The organism is Pectobacterium sp. 1950-15 (genome assembly GCF_037136835.1).
Classification (GTDB): Bacteria; Pseudomonadota; Gammaproteobacteria; order Enterobacterales; family Enterobacteriaceae; genus Pectobacterium.
Genome location: NZ_JBBBQR010000002.1, coordinates 104,918 through 122,430, shown reverse-complemented (window position 1 = coordinate 122,430; position 17,513 = coordinate 104,918). Strand labels below are relative to the sequence as shown.

The 17,513-nt window shown below is 52.9% G+C and carries 6 protein-coding genes; all 6 read left to right on the top strand.

Going from position 1 to position 17,513, the window contains the following annotated elements:
* The first annotated feature begins 99 nt into the window (after positions 1–99).
* From WCT94_RS02615 to WCT94_RS02590, 6 genes are read left to right on the top strand one after another with little or no spacing between them, the layout of a single operon-like run.
* Entirely contained in the window at positions 100–4,065 is a 3,966-nt protein-coding gene (locus WCT94_RS02615) for a non-ribosomal peptide synthetase (RefSeq protein WP_336867773.1), read from the top strand.
* A gap of 52 nt (positions 4,066–4,117) precedes the next feature.
* Positions 4,118–4,678, top strand: a complete 561-nt coding sequence (locus tag WCT94_RS02610) for a sterol desaturase family protein (RefSeq protein ID WP_336867771.1) — start codon at positions 4,118–4,120, stop codon at positions 4,676–4,678.
* Entirely contained in the window at positions 4,675–5,865 is a 1,191-nt protein-coding gene (locus WCT94_RS02605) for a MupA/Atu3671 family FMN-dependent luciferase-like monooxygenase (protein WP_336867769.1), read from the top strand. Before WCT94_RS02610 ends, WCT94_RS02605 begins: the two co-directional genes overlap by 4 nt.
* 7 nt (positions 5,866–5,872) lie before the next feature.
* A complete protein-coding gene (locus WCT94_RS02600) occupies positions 5,873–6,757 on the top strand; it encodes a metallophosphoesterase family protein (RefSeq protein WP_336867767.1) in 885 nt (294 codons plus the stop codon).
* Positions 6,754–7,968 carry an MFS transporter gene (locus WCT94_RS02595; RefSeq protein WP_336867765.1) on the top strand — a complete coding sequence of 405 codons (1,215 nt, stop codon included), beginning with the start codon at positions 6,754–6,756 and terminating at the stop codon, positions 7,966–7,968. The genes WCT94_RS02600 and WCT94_RS02595 overlap by 4 nt, the downstream gene beginning before the upstream one ends.
* Before the next feature lie 38 nt (positions 7,969–8,006).
* Positions 8,007–17,513 carry a non-ribosomal peptide synthetase gene (locus WCT94_RS02590; protein ID WP_336867763.1) on the top strand — a complete coding sequence of 3,169 codons (9,507 nt, stop codon included), beginning with the start codon at positions 8,007–8,009 and terminating at the stop codon, positions 17,511–17,513.

Sequence of the window (17,513 nt, the reverse complement as noted above, 5' to 3'; positions counted from 1 at the left end):
GATTTCATGACGTAACGACGGGTTATCAGGCGCATCACTCCCCTGAGGGGAACCCATGCCTGACGCCACCTCATCGATACCGCTGATAGAGAGATAATTATGTTACAACCCTTGCCACTCACGCGTATCAGCCGCCAGCAAGCGCTGCCACTGTCCGCCGATCAGTACCGCATTTGGTTTATGCATCAGCTCCAGCCAGATCTGATCCATTTTAATATCAATATGGCATTTCACCTGCGCGGCGATCTGCAATTTGCCCGTTTTCAGGAGAGCCTGAACGCCGTAGTGGCGCGTCATGAGTCGTTGCGAACGACCTTTGTGATGCTAGCGGAAGAAAAGCAGCCACAGCAGTGTATTCATCCGCAATTAACGCTCGATATTCCGTTAACCGATCTCAGTACACAGCCTGTGACTGTGCAGGAGTTGATGGCACAGGAACAAATGGAAGCGGTAGGTAATCAGGTTTTTTCATTGGAACACGGACCGTTATTGCGCGCACATATCTGGCGGCTAACTGATGAGCATCACCTGCTGTTGTTTACTATCCACCACATCATTGCTGATTTCGACTCGCTGAAACTGATCATGCGCGATCTCTTTGCTTTCTATAACCAGCAGGGTGAAACGCTGGCACCGCTGCCGCTGCAATATGCAGACTACGCGGCCTGGCAGCAGGCGCGTTTACAGAGTGAGGATTACGTTAGCCAACTGGAGTACTGGAAAAATCAACTGGGTGGCGAAACGCCAGTGCTCAAAATGCCGATGGATCGCCCGCGTCACAGCGTGATGACGAATAACGGAGCCATCGTTCGTCATACGTTTAGCGCCGAGCTAACAGAGGGGCTCGTGGCCCTGAGTAAAACACAAGGCGTGACGTTGTTTGTCACTCTCTATTCCGCCTGGCAGGTATTGCTGCAACGCTATACCGGGCAGGATGATATTCCTGTTGGTACACCGATCACCACCCGTAATCGGCCTGAATTAGGTCAGTTGGTAGGCTTGTTTATTAACACTCTGGTGTTGAAGTCAGACCTACAGGGAAATCCGGATTTTATTACGCTGCTGAAACGTAATCGCAAAATTGCGTTTGGCGCATTTGCCCGTCAGGACGTGCCCTACGAAAAACTGGTTGAAGCGCTGAAGCTGAAGCGCAACCTGAGCCACAGCCCATTCTTCCAGACCATGGTGATGCTGCTTGAAGCCGAAAAATATGACCAACTGGCGCCGGGACTGGCGATTGAACCTTTTGAATTTAAAAAACGCACCACCACGTTTGAGCTGACTCTGACTTTTTCACTGGTTGAACAACAGCTACACCTGGCACTGGATTACAACACCGATCTGTATGACCGTGAGACCGTCACGCGTCTGTTGCAGCATCTTGACGCATTAATGCAGGGGATTGTTGCCAATCCACAGCGGTCGATTGCGGATTATCCGATTATTTCAGAACGAGAGCGGCATCAATTACTCAGTGAGCAGTGTCGTGGGCCTGTCGTCCCTGACAATCTGGAGCACTGCGTGCATCGTCTGTTTAGTGACGTGGTGGCTCGTACGCCAAACCAGATAGCAGTACGCCATCGTCATCAGCAGCTCAGCTATCAGCAACTGGATGAGCGTGCCTGCCAGTTTGCTCGTTGGCTACAGTCGCAAGGGGTCGGGCGTGGAGCCATCGTTGGTCTGGTCACCGACCGCTCGTTGAATATGATGGTCGCCTTGTTTGGCATCCTGAAAGCGGGTGCCGCTTGGTTGCCGATTGATCCGGCCAATCCGGACGAACGAATTAAATACATGCTGAACAATGCGCATGTGTCCCTGGTATTACTCGGGGAAAATGTTCAGCTAGCCTGCCAGCAGCCCTGTTTTGCGCTAGAGGATATCGATAGCTGTCTGGCTGATTTCTCTCGTGCGCCACTGCTGTGTCTGAATGTGCCTGATGATCTGATGTATGTCATCTATACCTCTGGTTCCACCGGTCAGCCGAAAGGGGTGATGGTCAGCCACCGTAATGTGGTGAACCATTGCGCCAACATCATTAAGCGCTTTGATCTCCAACCGCATGACCGGGTATTACAGTTCACGTCGATTGGTTTTGATGTGTCGATTCAGGAGATCTTTCCTACGCTGTTACGCGGTGCGACGCTGGTGCTGTGGAAAGAGAAGCGCTTGGAAGAGAGCGGTGAATTTCTTAGCTGGACGGCTCACGAAGAAATCAGCGTGATGAACCTGACCACCGCGCATTGGAACAATATTGTTGCCGATCTGCGCCACAGTCGAATCCCTGTACCGGATCACCTGAAATTGGTGATTGTTGGCGGCGAGCAGGCCGCGGGTGAAGTGTGGAATAACTGGCAACAGCTGACACGCGGTGCAATCCGTTGGATCAATGACTACGGCCTGACGGAAACCACGGTGACTGCCACCATGTTTGAACCATCAGAGGCGTACGTTGCCTGTGGGGCAATGCCCGTTGGCACGGCGTTGGATAACGTCGAAATTTATATTCTCGATAGCCAGATGCAGCCTTTGCCTGTGGGGGTTTTTGGCTCGCTTTATATCGGCGGGGCAGGTGTAGCAATGGGCTATATCAACCAACCTGAACTCACTGAAGAACGTTTCCTGACGAATCCTTTTGCCTCGGGCACGCTGTTTAAAACTGGCGATCAGGCACGCTGGCGTCGCGATGGTCTGCTGGAATTTGCCGGACGTGACGATCAGCAGGTGAAAATCCGTGGTCACCGCGTAGAGCTGGCAGAAGTGGAGTCGATGCTGACGAAGCATGCCAGTGTAAAAAAGGCGCTGGTTCTGGCACAGGAAACCGCGCACGGGGGGCAGCAATTAGTGAGTTGGCTCGTGGTGGATAAGGCTACCTATCAGGAAGCTGCGCTGCGTGGGTGGTTAACGGAAACGTTACCGGATTATATGGTCCCCGCATCACTGGTCACACTCGACAGCATCCCCCTCACCGTAAACGGTAAGGTCGATAAAACGCGCTTACCTGCGCCGGTTTTTGTGGCCGAGAACGGTGAATCTTTCCAGGTACCGCAAAGTGCAATAGAGCAGATGTTGGCGGAGTGCTGGCAGTCGCTGCTGCAACGCCCAGCCGTCGGTCTGCAAGATAACTTTTTTGCTATCGGTGGTGATTCGCTATTGGCTACTCAGGTAGCGACGCATATTAAGGCACGGCTCCAGCGTGCCATCCCACTCCGTTTGCTATTCGAATACCCACGTTTAGGTGACTTAGCGCATGAGTTGGAGCGCATCATTGCAGAGGGGCAGAGTGTTAGCGATCGCTGCATGGTGAAAATACAGCAAAAAGGTAACCAGACCCCACTTTTCTATGTGCATCCGGTCGGTGGCAATGTCAGCTGTTACTTCACGTTGGCTCGACACCTGGGGGAAAACCAGCCTTTTTATGCGCTGCAATCTCATGCATTGATCGATCCCGATTCGCCTTATAACACCGTTGAGAGTATGGCCGCTTTCTACCTCAATGAGATCCGCCAGATCCAGCCGCATGGTCCTTATCGATTAGGGGGCTGGTCAATGGGAGGGTTTATTGCCTATGAAATGGCGCGCTTGTTGCAGGAGGCAGGGGAAGAGGTACAGGAACTGTCGATGATCGATACCTATCTCACCAAAAGCCGCGTTTCTACCGATGAAATCGTGTTATTCAACTTTGTGCTGCAACTGGCTGCAATGCCGGGGCGGAAGATCGATGAGGAGATGTTGCTAGCATGGCAAGGGAAAAGCTATCGCCATGAGGATGTTTGCCAGCAGTTACGCGCCCACGGCTTAGTGCCGCAGGGAACGAGCGATGCAGAAATTCAGCGACTGCTGAATGTGTATACCCACACTGTACATGCCTTCAAACGTTATCAGCCACAACCGACGCGCAAGCTGGCCTTGGATCGCGTTGTGCTGTTTCGTGCCCGTGATTCACATGAGGAACTGGGCGTTTGGGAGCAATTAGTGGAACGGGTCGACCTGCATCATGTCGACGCTGATCACTTTGGCATCGTACATCACCCGAAGGTTGGGGACGTACTGAGCCAGACATCTTAAACCTGTGTGGCATTGATGCCGCATATCACCCATGGTTAGTCAGGAGACGGTTATGATTTTTGTACTCAAGCTGGTGGTCTATTTTCTACTCTGGACCCTGTGGTCCTACACCATGCACGTTATTGCACACGCCAATTTTAAGTACAATTTTATTCGCTATTTCCATCTCAAACACCATGCCTACGACTATGGCGAGAGCCAACTACCACCGTGGCATGACTATTTCTTCTGGTTTGGTGACTGGAAATCATCAATGGATGTGTATATCACCTTTACCATTCCGTTGATTATTCTAACGATTTTTGAACCTGTTTATGGTGGCATCCTGCTGGCATTCCACTACATCTATGAGGTGTTTCTTTCACGTAATGTGTTAGATCACAATCCGAACATCACTGGCAACATTACCCGCTTCATTCCTATCGGTAAGTTCCATCTTTGCCACCACCATAATGTGAAGTGCAACTTCTCTTTCTATATCACGTTATGGGATTACCTGTTTCGCACCAACGACGCCTGGGTACTGAGGAGGCGTTATGAGCGGCAGAAACAGCGTCAGCAGGGGAAAGTTACCCCAACTTCCGACACCCCACAGACAGACGAGAGTGCATGATGAGCGATATTCAGGATAAGTTAAGTAGTCTGACCCCCGAGCAGCGCGCGCTGCTCTTGCAGAAGATCAAAGCCGAACGCGGTGTCACAACCACAGACACGCCGCAAACAGCGAGTGAGAAGGGAATGAATTTCTCGCTGATCTTCTTTTCGGGCGATGGCGGGACTGAGAGTGATCATAAGTATGATTTGCTACTGGAATGCGCCCGTTTTGCTGACACCCATGGATTTAGCGCTGTGATTACCCCTGAGCGTCACTTTCAGCCAGTGGGCGGGTTGTTTCCTAATCCTTCAGTGCTGAATGCTGCGCTGGCGATGATCACCAAAAACATTCAACTGCGTGCTGGCAGTGTGGTATTGCCGTTGCATAACCCGCTGCGTGTAGCCGAGGAGTGGTCGTTGGTGGACAACTTATCACAGGGGCGCGCCGCGATTTCTTGTGCAACAGGCTGGCATCCGGCGGATTTCTTAATCAATCCCGAAGCGTATGAAAATCGTCGCGCGACCATGTTGGAAAATATTGCTCTAATCCGCCAGCTGTGGCGTGGCGAGTCGGTACAGCGTCAGGATATTGCGGGCAATACGGTAGAGGTAAACATTCTGCCGCGTCCCATTCAGAAAGAATTGCCGATGTTTCTCACCTCGTCTGGTAACCCCGATACCTGGCTAAAAGCGGGCGAACTGGGGATGCATGTGCTCTGTTCCCTGACTAACCATACGCTGGTTGAGTTGAAAACGAATATCACCGCTTATCGCGATGCACGGGTGAAGCACGGTTACGATCCCGAAAGCGGCATTGTGTCGGTGATGGTTCACACGTTTGTTGGTGAGCAAGATGACGTGGTGAAAAATCAGGTACGTGAACCGCTACGTGACTTCCTTAATGGTTATATCAATCAGAACGATACCCTCAATCCTTACAAAGATCGTCAGCAAACGGTGCGGAGCGCCATTGACAACGATCGTGAGGCCTTACTGACCTATGCTTTTGAAAAACACTTCAATCAGACTTCGTTAATGGGGTCGCCCGAGAAGTGCGCGCGCATGGTGCATAAGTTGCAGGAGGCAGGGGCAAATGAAATCGCTTGTCTGGTGGATTTTGGCCTTAGCATGGAAACCGTGCTTGCAGGATTGCAGCCGCTGGCGGCGCTAAAAGCACAGTGTGCTCATAAGACCGTGAACGGGTAAGCGTGCGATGCGGATCCTGGCGCTCTCCGATATTCATGTCGATCAGGCGGAAAATCTAGCCTGGCTGATGCAGCTCTCGCGTGACGACTATCGTGAGGATGTGCTGCTACTGGCCGGTGACGTTTCCCATGATGCTACACGCTTTGCCGATGCACTCAGCATGTTGCGACAGCGTTTTGCGCAGGTGTTTTTTGTGCCGGGTAATCATGACTTGTGGTTGATGCGTCAGGAGGCTGGGGATTCACTGGCAAAGTTTCATTATTTGCTGGCGCTGTGTCAGAAATTGGGCGTACGCACCCAGCCACAGACGCTGAATTTTCTTGGGAAAACAGTGACGATACTGCCGCTGTTTTCCTGGTATATGCGTCCAGAAGAGGGCGTAGAAAGTTTGTATGTCCCCTGTACGCAGGAGCAGCATGTCAGCCACTGGTGTGATAACTATTTGATCCGTTGGCCTGATTCCCTTGGCATCAGTCCAGCACGTTATTTTTTACAGCTCAATGAGCCCTACCTTGCCGCTTGTCCCGCCGGCGAAGTGGTCACGTTTAGCCACTTTCTCCCTCGTAGTGAATTGATGCTCTCGTCACTGACTGATGAGGCAGTCACCCGCGTGACCCGCGGCAGCGGATTTAACTTCAGCCGTGTGGCGGGCACGACGCTGCTTGATCAGCAACTGCGTCGCGCGCGCGCCACGCGGCATATTTATGGTCATCAGCACCGCAATCGCGTCCGGTCACTGGCTGGCGTGACCTATTTATCTTGTTGCCTCGGCTATGTTGCTGAGCGCAACGCACAGCGTATTGATCTGAGTCAGGGAGCCCCACTGGATGTTTTCAGTCGCTCAACCTGTCATCAGCATATGGAAGAGTCAGGACAGGTGAACATACGATGAAAGCAAGTAACAAAGCGATTTATATTGGCATTATGACTTCCTGTATGCTGGATTCAGTGGCGGTTGGAATATTACTGCCAGTGATCCCTCTGTTGGCGATTGAGATGGGCGCGAATGCGGTGATCATTTCTGCGCTGGTTTCGATTCAGTTTATCTGTGGTGCGCTGGGGTCGCCGATCCTTGGGCGAATTTCGGATCATATGCCACGCGGGGTATTGCTGCTGATCTCGCTGATCGCCATTGCGCTATGCTACTGGGGGCTGGCATTTACCTCATCGTTATTGATGTTGTTTGTGTTACGGGCGGTGATTGGTTTTATGAGCACCAATCTGGTGATTCTCGAATCCATTATTTCGCAACTGACCAATAACAAAGAGCGTAGCGCTGGGATCGCTCGATTACGATTAGGATCGACCGCCGGTTTGATCCTGGGCCCTGGCCTCGCCGGGCTTCTAGGGCACTTCCACATTATGCAGGGGCTGCATGAACTGCTCGTGCTTTCTGCCTGCATGTCGAGTCTTGTACCGCTGGTGATCGCCTGGACGCTGCGCGGTCAACTGACAACCAATCTGACGGCCGCTCGTCCCAAAAACCCCTACCGCAATGTGCTGAAACTCTTTTTTGCCAATGCCAATATTCGCGATTTTGCGTTGATTAAAGCGCTTATTGCGGTCTGTTTTTCGCTGCTGATGACCATCGCACCGCTGTGGGCCGTACACGCAGTGGGCTGGACCACCACCGAGCTTTCCATGTTGGTCGCCGTCTTTGGTCTGTCACTCTTTTTCATCCAGGTGGCCATTGCCACCAACCGAGCACGTTGGTTGACCAGCAATCTCTCACTGTTTCTCGCTTGTCTGGTCGTGGTGCCGGGCTTTGTGATGCTGATTATCGCCCCGAGCGGGTTGGCTCTGTTTCTCTGCTGTGTCGGTTTGGGACTCAGTTCCGCAGTGGTAAACATTGTGGTGCCTTCCACTATCAGCAAGATGGCTTTCTTTGACGTTGGTGCAGTGCTTGGAATGGTCTCCACTACGGTGCTGGTGGCCAGCACTGTCGGACCCTTGGTGTTTGGTGCCGTATATCAAGCATGGGGAGGAAGGCTCACCTGGGCATGTGGATTGCTTTGTGCACTGGTCGCCTGCTGGCTGGCAATGAAATATGTCGGTAAATCCAGCGAAATTGACGAACCGTTACCTGGGCGTGAGTTGCCGTAAGTGCAGCCAATTTAACCTTTTAATTGTGGCAGGTGAGCATGGAACAACTGGAACAACTCAGCCCGATACAGACCGATATTTGGCTGGATATCAATGTCGGCAGTGAACAGAATTACGGTATCGGTGCCCACTGGAAATTGGCAAATAAGCTCAGTTTGTCAGAGCTTAAGCTTGTCCTGACATCGTTAGAGATGGCGTTGGCGCCGCAGGTCAGTGCTGTGAATACGGCGTTGGGCGTGACGCTGAAACAAGGGATCCATTTTAGTCAACAGCACTGTATGGCGGCGCAAGTAGCGGACATCGCCCAACGATGGATTCGCGATCCCTGGGAGTTCAGTCAGCAATTGGTACGCGTACTGCTGCTGGAGTTGGACAATGGTGAACAGCATCTGGTGGTTGGCAGTCATCATCTGGTGTTTGATGGCGCGGCAATTGCCCTTTTTTCCCGAGCGCTGTGTGGTGAAGTACCGGAGGTAGCGGAAGGGCAGCAGCCGTTTGTGTTACTGACTGATAGCCTGCGCCAGCGTTTTGATTGTCAGGATACGCTGGCATTTTGGCAGCAGCACGCGGCTTTATTAACGCAAACGGGTGAAGACAGCGGTCAGCGTCATCCACAGGAAGCGACTACGTTAATTGATGTACCGATTCCATGCGAGGGATTGGAGGCCGTTTGCCGTGCCGCGCGCATTACCCAGCCGTTCTACTTTAAATCACTGTTCGCCTGGGTTGCAGGGCAGTTATATGGCTATGACGAGGGAATTGCGCTTCAGGAGATCGTCAATCACCGCAGTGCTACATCGGCACAGTTATTAGGTAACTTTTCCAGTTTGGTGCCTTTCGTGCTGCCATTTGGCTCGGCACAGCATTTTGGCGACCTACTGCAACAAGGCCGTGAATTTCAGCGTCAGCGTAAAGGGTTTGAAGCGCTGACCCAACTCACCTCTCGTCATCAAGGGCTGACCAGTAACGGCCTGCGGTTTATTTATAACTTCCATGGCTATTCGCGGGCGCTATTGCAAAGCAGTCGCCTGGAGTTAGTGAACAGTTGGACCAGTGAAGATGGCGGAGCCTTACAGTTTTATCTTTATTATCGTAGTGACGGTGCCCTGCATGCCAAGTGTTCTCACCCACAAGGGGTTGCCGCTGCGCAACAATTTATCGACTGTCTGATTCACGTTCACCAACAGTTGCTGGCGGGAACGACGGCGCTGGATAAGTTAGAGTTGGTCAGTGAAGTCGATCGCGCGCAGGTATTACGCTGGAATGCGACCGAGAATGCCTTTGATGATCGGCAAACGTTACACGTACTGTTCGAACAGCAGGCGAGACGTACACCTCAGGCGATTGCGGTACAGGACGATGATAACAAATTGAGTTATCAGCAGCTTGATTCGCAGTCCAGTCAATTGGCGCATTACTTGCGTTTACAAGGTGTTGGACCAGACTGCCGGGTGGGGATGTTTATTGAGCGCTCCTGCGACATGCTGATCGGCATTCTGGGCATACTGAAAGCAGGGGGAGCCTGGCTGCCTTTGGATAGCGAATATCCTGATGCCCGATTGGCTTATATGCTGGCAGATGCGCAATCCGAGGTGGTGCTAACGACGAAGGCGCTGGCGCCACGCTTGCGTTTGCTGCTGGCTGAGCAGCCCGCTTATGTGGTGGTGCTTGACGACAGCGATACATTGACTCAGATAAAGCAGCAGTCAACGGCAGCGATGTCGATGGAGACGCTGGAGCTAACCTCACGCCATCTGGCCTATGTGATTTATACCTCTGGGTCGACAGGGAATCCGAAAGGCGTGATGCTGGAGCATCGCGGTGTGGTGAATCGCCTTGCATGGATGCAGTCAGCGTTTAAGCTGACCGCGGATGATACCCTGCTACAGAAAACGCCGTTTGGTTTTGATGTCTCGGTGTGGGAACTCTTGTGGGCAGTATTAGTGGGGGCGAGATTGGTGTTTGCTCGCCCTGGTGGACATAAGGATCCGGCATATCTGCATCAAGTGATGGCGCAGCATCGCGTCACGCTGGTGCATTTCGTTCCTTCTATGTTACGGCTCTTTATTGACAGTACGGCGACAAATTCTCTTCCCGATCTGAAAACCATCGTTTGTAGCGGTGAAGCCTTACCCGTAGAAACCTGGCAAGATACGTTGACCTACCTGCCGCAGGTCGCGCTATGGAATCTTTATGGGCCGACGGAAGCGTCGATTGACGTGACCTGGTGGTGTGGTGAAGCCGGGCGACGCTACCGCACCATCCCTATTGGCAAACCGATTGATAACACGACGTGTTATGTGGTCAATCGTCGTCTGCAATTGTTGCCGCCTGGGCTGGCGGGCGAACTTTGTCTTGGCGGCGTTGGTATTGCCCGTGGCTACCTAAACCGACCTGACCTGAGTGCTGAACGTTTCCTGCCCGATCCATTTTGTACTCAGCAAGATGGTGTGTTGTACCGCACTGGCGATTTAGTGCGCTACCAACCGGATGGCAATATTGAGTACCTTGGGCGTATTGATGATCAGGTAAAAATTCGGGGTTTGCGAATTGAACTGGGGGAAATTGAACAACAGATGTTATCACTGCCGTTTGTCAGCGCGGCGGTGGTGGTGGCGCGTAAAGATGCGCACGGTGAACAGCATCTGCTGGGTTACTATAGCCTCAATCCAAGCGCTGCATTGCCAACGAATCGAGACGCAGAGATGCGCGCGGTGTTGCACAAGCAATTACCCGATTATATGGTGCCAGCACTGCTGATTGCACTGGACGTCATGCCGCTGTCTGCTAATGGAAAAATCAACCGTAAGGCATTGCCTGAACCTCATTTCACGCGAGATACCCAGAGTTATATTGCCCCGCAAGGCCGCGATGAGTGCACGTTGGCAACGATTTGGGCTACGTTGCTGCCAGTCGAGGCGACGGTAATCGGAGCCAGCGATAGCTTTTTTGCTCTGGGCGGCCACTCGCTGTTAGCTGTGCGCTTATTGGCTGAAATTCGTGAGCATATGCAAGTGGAGCTGACGATCCGTGACCTGTTTGAATCGCCTCACTTGTCGGAGCAGGCTGCGCTGATAGCCAGTAAACGAGGTGGTGAACTGCTTCCGCCAGTGTTGCCACAGCCGCGTGATTCTCTGGTACCAGATATAGGCTTCCCACTCTCTTTTTCCCAACAACGTCTATGGTTGCTCGATCAACTGATCGCTGACAGTAGTCTCTATAATATTTCTGCGCTGCTACGTATCGAAGGCGAGTTTCAACCGACGTTGGCTGAAAACGCTTTTCGCTTATTGATTGATCGCCATGAGCCACTGAGAACGGTGTTCTGTGTAGAGAATGATGAGGCTCGGCAGGTGATTCGCGCTGCGTTTAGCTTCCAGTTAGATCAGGTTGATCTCAGTCTGCTTCCAGCAAGCCAGCAACAGCAATCTATTCGGGAAGCCGCCGAACGTGACGCACGGCAACCATTTGATCTATCTAAAGACGTGCTGCTGCGAGCGGCCTTTCTGCGCACCAGTGCAGATGAAGGCGCTCTGTTGGTTACCGTCCATCACATCGCGGCAGATGGGTGGTCGATGGCCGTACTCATTGAGGAATTCCGTACGCTGTATCAGACGCTGCTGGTTGGGGAAGTCCCGTCACTACCAGCACTGCCTGTTCACTATGTTGATTACGCCCACTGGCAGCGTGAATGGGTACAGCGGCCTGCTTATCAGGCTCAGCTTGCATGGTGGCGACAGCAACTGATGGATTTGCCGTTAGTACATAGCCTGCCGCTCAGTCACCCGCGACCGTTGCAGCAGAGCAGCAGCGGTGAACGTTATTGTTTCTCGTTGACAGCAGAAACGACTCAGGCATTACAACAGCTAGCCAATGAGGAAGGTGCCACGCTATTTATGCTGTTGCATGCCACCTTTGCCTTGCTGTTGTCCCGCCATGGTAGCAGCCAGGACATTGTGATGGGTGTACCGGTCGCTAACCGTTCTCATTCGGTGTTGGCGCCGCTGGTGGGGTTTTTTGTTAACAGTCTGGTACTGCGCGTCGAGTGCGATCCCGATCTTGAATTCCGCCATTTTTTACGTCAGGTGAAAGCGGTCAATATTGATGCGCAAATGCATCAGGATGTGCCGTTTGAACAACTGGTCGAGGCGTTGAATCCTGAACGTAGTACCCGCCATACGCCGTTATTCCAAATTATGTTCAGCATGGATAACGATCTACTGCAACCGACTCCGGTTGGTGATTGCCATTTTGTCCGCCTGCCGCATCCGGTTACGCCCGCTCGTTTTGAGCTGTTGCTGAATGTGGTGGAGCAGCAGGGCGAATTGAAGTGCCAGTTTGACTACAATACGACGCTGTTTGAGGCCGACTCTATTGCCCAACTCGCACAGCGCTTTGGTGAATTGATCAATAGCGTGTTACGTCAGCCAGAGATGGCGCTTGGTGCGTTGCCTATGCTTGATACCGGACAACAGCATCTTCTTCAGCAGTTCAACCCCGCTCCTCATCACTGGCCAGAAGCGTCGCTGCTACCCCAGCAAATCTTGCGTCAGGCGGCATTAACCCCACAACGTGTCGCGGTGGAATGGGGCGATCGGCAATTGAGTTATCTGCAACTGTGTCAGCAGGCGAGCCAGTTGGCACATTTCCTGCGGGAGCAAGGCATTGGTACAGATTCGCTGGTTAGCCTGGCGATGCCGCGTAGCGGTGAGGTGATGATTGGATTGCTGGCTATTGTGATGACAGGGGCGGCCTATGTACCGATTGATCCAGATTATCCGACAGAGCGGATACGCTTCATGCTGGAGGACAGTGGCGCTAGCTGGTTGCTGACGCACAGTACGGTGGTCGATACGCTTGGCGCCAGTTTACCCCAAGGGGTGCAGGTATTAACGCTGGACGATCCTGCTTTACGACAGACGCTAAGCGTTTATCCGACGCAGCCGCCTGTATTTACGCAAATCCCAGCCGATCGGCATCTGTTATATGTTATCTACACCTCTGGTTCGACGGGGCGTCCGAAAGCGGCTCAGGTGACGCATCATGGCGTGAACAACCTGCTGCACTGGTATGTTGGCGAGCTTCAGGCCGGAGAAGACGATCGGCCGCTAATTATAAGTTCTCTGTCTTTTGACCTTACGCAGAAAAATCTCTGGTCTCCGCTATTACAGGGCGGGTGCGTGGTGTTCTCTACGGTTACGCAGTATGACGCCGAGCAAATTGTGCAGGAGATAGCTCGGCATCAGGTGACACGCATTAACTGTGCGCCAAGTGCCTTCTATCCGTTGGTGACAGAACGTGAAATGTGGACGCATCTTGTTAGTTTGCAACAGCTGTGGCTCGGTGGAGAAAGTATTGCGATGAATATCCTGCAACCTTGGTTGCAGCACAGCGGGTGTGCGCTGATTAATTCCTATGGTCCCACTGAGTGTACGGATGTCGTGTCGTGGCATCGCGTTGCACCTGAAGAGGATAATCCACCGATTGGGCGACCGATTAGTAATACCCAACTTTATGTCCTTAATAGCCACCTTTCATTGTGTCCAGTGGGTACGCCCGGTGAACTCTGGATTGGCGGTGCAGGGGTTGGGCTGGGCTATTTGGGGCGGCCGGAACTCACTGCCGAGAAATTTATTGCCGACCCGTTTAGTGATGATCCACAGGCGCAGATCTATCGCACTGGGGATCTGGCTCAATGGCAGGTTGATGGTCGCATTGCTTATCTGGGACGGCTGGATGATCAGGTTAAAATCCGAGGGTTCCGCATTGAACTAGGGGAAATCACTCAACACCTGATGCAGCATGAGCATGTGTCCGCTGCCACGGTAATCGCCAGAGAAGGGCAAACGCCTTCACTGGTCGCCTTTGTCGTCGCGAATGATCCCGTGCTGACGCCAGCATCGTTGCGTCAGCATCTTCTGGTATCGCTTCCCGGTTGGATGGTTCCTGCGCAAATTCTGTTACTGCCAGCTTTGCCGCTGACGCCCAATGGTAAAATTGACAAAAAAGCGCTGCTGGCGTTGCCAATGCCTGAGGCAACTTCAGAAATAATGGCCACCGCCCGTACGCCTGTCGAAGCGGGGATCGCAGCGATCTTTGCTGAGGTTCTTGGTATCAGCCAGGTCGGCGTCGATGACAATTTCTTCGAGTTGGGTGGACATTCACTGTCGGCAACCCAGGTTTTGGCACGTCTGCGCCATCGTTTTGCGCCGGATCTGGCATTACGTACGCTGTTTGAAAATCCTACGGTGGCGACACTGGCTGCTGTGCTCGGTGAGAGCTTACCTCTTCCATCTGCACTGACCATCCAACCGCAGCCGGAAAATGCTCCGCGGGTGCTCTCCTTCGCGCAACAAAAAATCTGGTTTATGCAGCAACTAATGCCGGACAGCAGCGCCTACAACCTATTCAGCGCGTTGCAACTGGAAGGGGAATTAAATGCTGTGGCGTTGCAGCAGGCATTTAACCAATTGCGCGCACGTCACGCGGTGTTACGCACCCGTTTCGCGGACGAGGATGGCACGCCGACGCTGATGCCAGTGGCGACGCAGCCTGTTGAGCATCACGATTTGCGTATGCTTTCGGCGGCTGAGCGACAGTCGCAAATTGAGGCGCTGGTGGATGCCGCCGCGAATCGACCTTTCCGCTTGGCGGAAAATGAGTTACTGCGTGTGAGTTTGGTGCACTGTGAGGAGCAGCGATATGTGCTGCTCCTGACGCTACATCACATTATCGCTGATGGCTGGTCGGTCGGTGTGATGATTGATGAACTGGTTCAATATTACCGTCAGGTTCTGTCTGCTCGTACGGTGGCGTTACCTGTACTGGCGATTAATTACAGTGATTATGCTGCCTGGCAGCGTGAGCAACTGAGCGGCGAACGGATGCAGCAACTAGAGCAATATTGGTTGAAGCAACTGAGCGGCGATCTACCACTATTGCAACTACCTGCCGATTTTCCTGAGGACGAAAGTGTGGGATCGCAAGGCGATAGCCTGATCCTATCGTTGGATTCCGGCACAGTGCGTCGTTTGCATAATTGCTGCCAGCAACATAATGCCAGCCTATTTATGCTGTTGCTAAGTGCTTTTGGATTACTGCTGAGTCGTGTTACGACACAGCAGGATCTGGTCATTGGTGCCCCCGTTGCCGGTCGCACGTTGCCGGAAACAGAGCCGTTGTTGGGCTGCTTTATTAATCCGTTACCCCTGCGCCTGAAGGTGGTCGATGAGGCAACGTTCAGCTCGTTGCTGATGCAGGTACGGCAGGTTTGCCTTGATGCCTGGGATCACCAGGAAATGCCCTTTGAGCGATTGACCGAACTTCTGCGTCCAGAACGACGCCTGAATCAAAACCCTATCTTCGACGTGATGCTCAATATGCTCAATGCGCCGCAGGGGGATAAGCAGCTTGATGGCATCACGGTACGTGAGCTGACGTTGACGCAACCGCAGGCGAAATTTGCGCTGACCCTCTATGCGCAAGAACGTGAAGGTGAGTTGGTGCTGGAATGGGTCTGGCCGCAAGCGCGCTATGGGCGTGGACAGATACGCGCATTGGCGGAGCAGTTCATTACACTGCTGGAACAGGTTGCTGATGATGCTGAGCAACCGTTGCAACACTATTCGTTATTGACCGTTGCCGCACGGCAGTTTTTACCTAACCCTCAGGCGCCGCTGTCATCTACTGCAATCACCACCGTTCCGGCGCTATTTGCCGACAGTGCCCGACGGTTTGCGACGCTGACCGCGATTGAGCAGGGAGAGCGGCTGTGGCGTTATCAGGAGCTGGCAGAAACCGCCGCGTACTATGCCGCACAGTTGCGTACAACAGGCATACAACCCGGTGAGGTGATTGCCATCCACGGTTCGCGCAGCTTTGGTCTGATTGCAGCGATGTTGGCAGTCATGCAGGTGGGCGGCGTGATGCTGTTATTGGACAAAAATCTGTCGCTGCCTCGTCGTCAGGCAATACTCAACGAGGCGAAGCCGCAGCAGTTGTTGTTTGTTGTGTCCCCTGATGCAGCCATTACTGATATTTGCGACGATCGTCGTTGGCGGCAGGTGACGCCGATCGACGCGTTGGCTACTCAGCATGCTGAGGTTATTTCTCCAACCGTTGACCCATTGGCGGCGTGTTATCTGTTTTTTACCTCCGGCACAACCGGTACGCCGAAGGGAATTATCGGTCAGCAACAGGCGCTGGCTCACTTCTTACAATGGCAACGAGACACTTTTGCCATCGGTCCAAACGATCGCTGTGCACAACTGACCGCACTCAGTTTCGACGTGGTGCTGCGCGATATTCTGACACCGCTTATCAGCGGTGCAACGCTCTGTTTGCCGCCTGTTGAGGAAGATCTTTCTGCGGGGACGTTGTTCCCTTGGTTCCGACGTCAGCGCATTACCAGTTTTCACACCGTGCCGACTATCGTGAAATCCTGGCTGCTGACGATTGACCAGATTGCTGCGCTGCCGGATCTCCGACGGCTGTTTTTTGCTGGTGAGTTACTTCCGGCTAACCTGGTACGCCAATGGCAAGCCCTGGTCAGCGCGGAGGCGGAGATCATCAATCTCTATGGCCCGACGGAAACGACATTGGCGAAAAGTTTCTATCGTGTACCTGCGGTAGGCCGCTTACCGCAAGCATTACCGGTGGGACAGGCGATAAGTGCCAGCCAGATTTTGGTGCTTAACGCGCAGCGCCAACAGTGTGGTATCGGCGAGCCGGGCGAAATAGTGATCCGTACTCGCTTTCCGTCGTTGGGCTATCTACAAGGTGGGCGACAGGCTCCTGCCTTTATCCACAACCCGTTTTCCGAGCAACCGGATGATATTTGTTACTTTACTGGGGATGTAGGGCATGTGCGCCATGATGGCGTTGTTTGCCTCATGGGGCGCCGCGACGATCAGGTGAAAATCCGCGGTATGCGGGTAGAGCCTGGTGAGATTGGTGCGGTACTGTTAAGCCATCCTGCTATTCAGGATGTTGCAATTACGGTTTTTAGTGATGCACAAGATGAGAAACGTATTGCCGCTTATTATGTTGCCGCACAACCTGTGCCGGAAATAGAGGCATTGCGCCAACATTTACAGGCTCGTTTACCAAGCTATATGTTACCAGCGGCTTGGGTTGCGATCGATCGCCTGCCGATGACGCCGAACGGTAAACTGGATCGCCGTCAATTGCCTGACCCTCGAGCGGCGATAGCGTCGGGAAGAAGCCAGGGTTACGTTGCACCTTCCAGTGAATTGGAACAGCAGCTAGCTACGGTGTGGGCTAGCGTATTGAAGATCGAAGACCCTGGCGTTAGAGACAACTTTTTTGATATTGGCGGCCACTCTCTATTGCTATTACAGGTAAAAAATCAGTTAGAGGCCGCGTTGCAGCGTGATATTCCAGTAGTCGCGTTGTTTCAGTATCCCACGATTGCTGCGTTGGCTGCTTGGCTTGGCGAACAGGTTCCGCAACAAGATCTGATGGCGGAGGCTGATGCGCGTATCAGAAAACGCCGTGAGGCGTTGCAGCGCCGCCGACATCGTTAA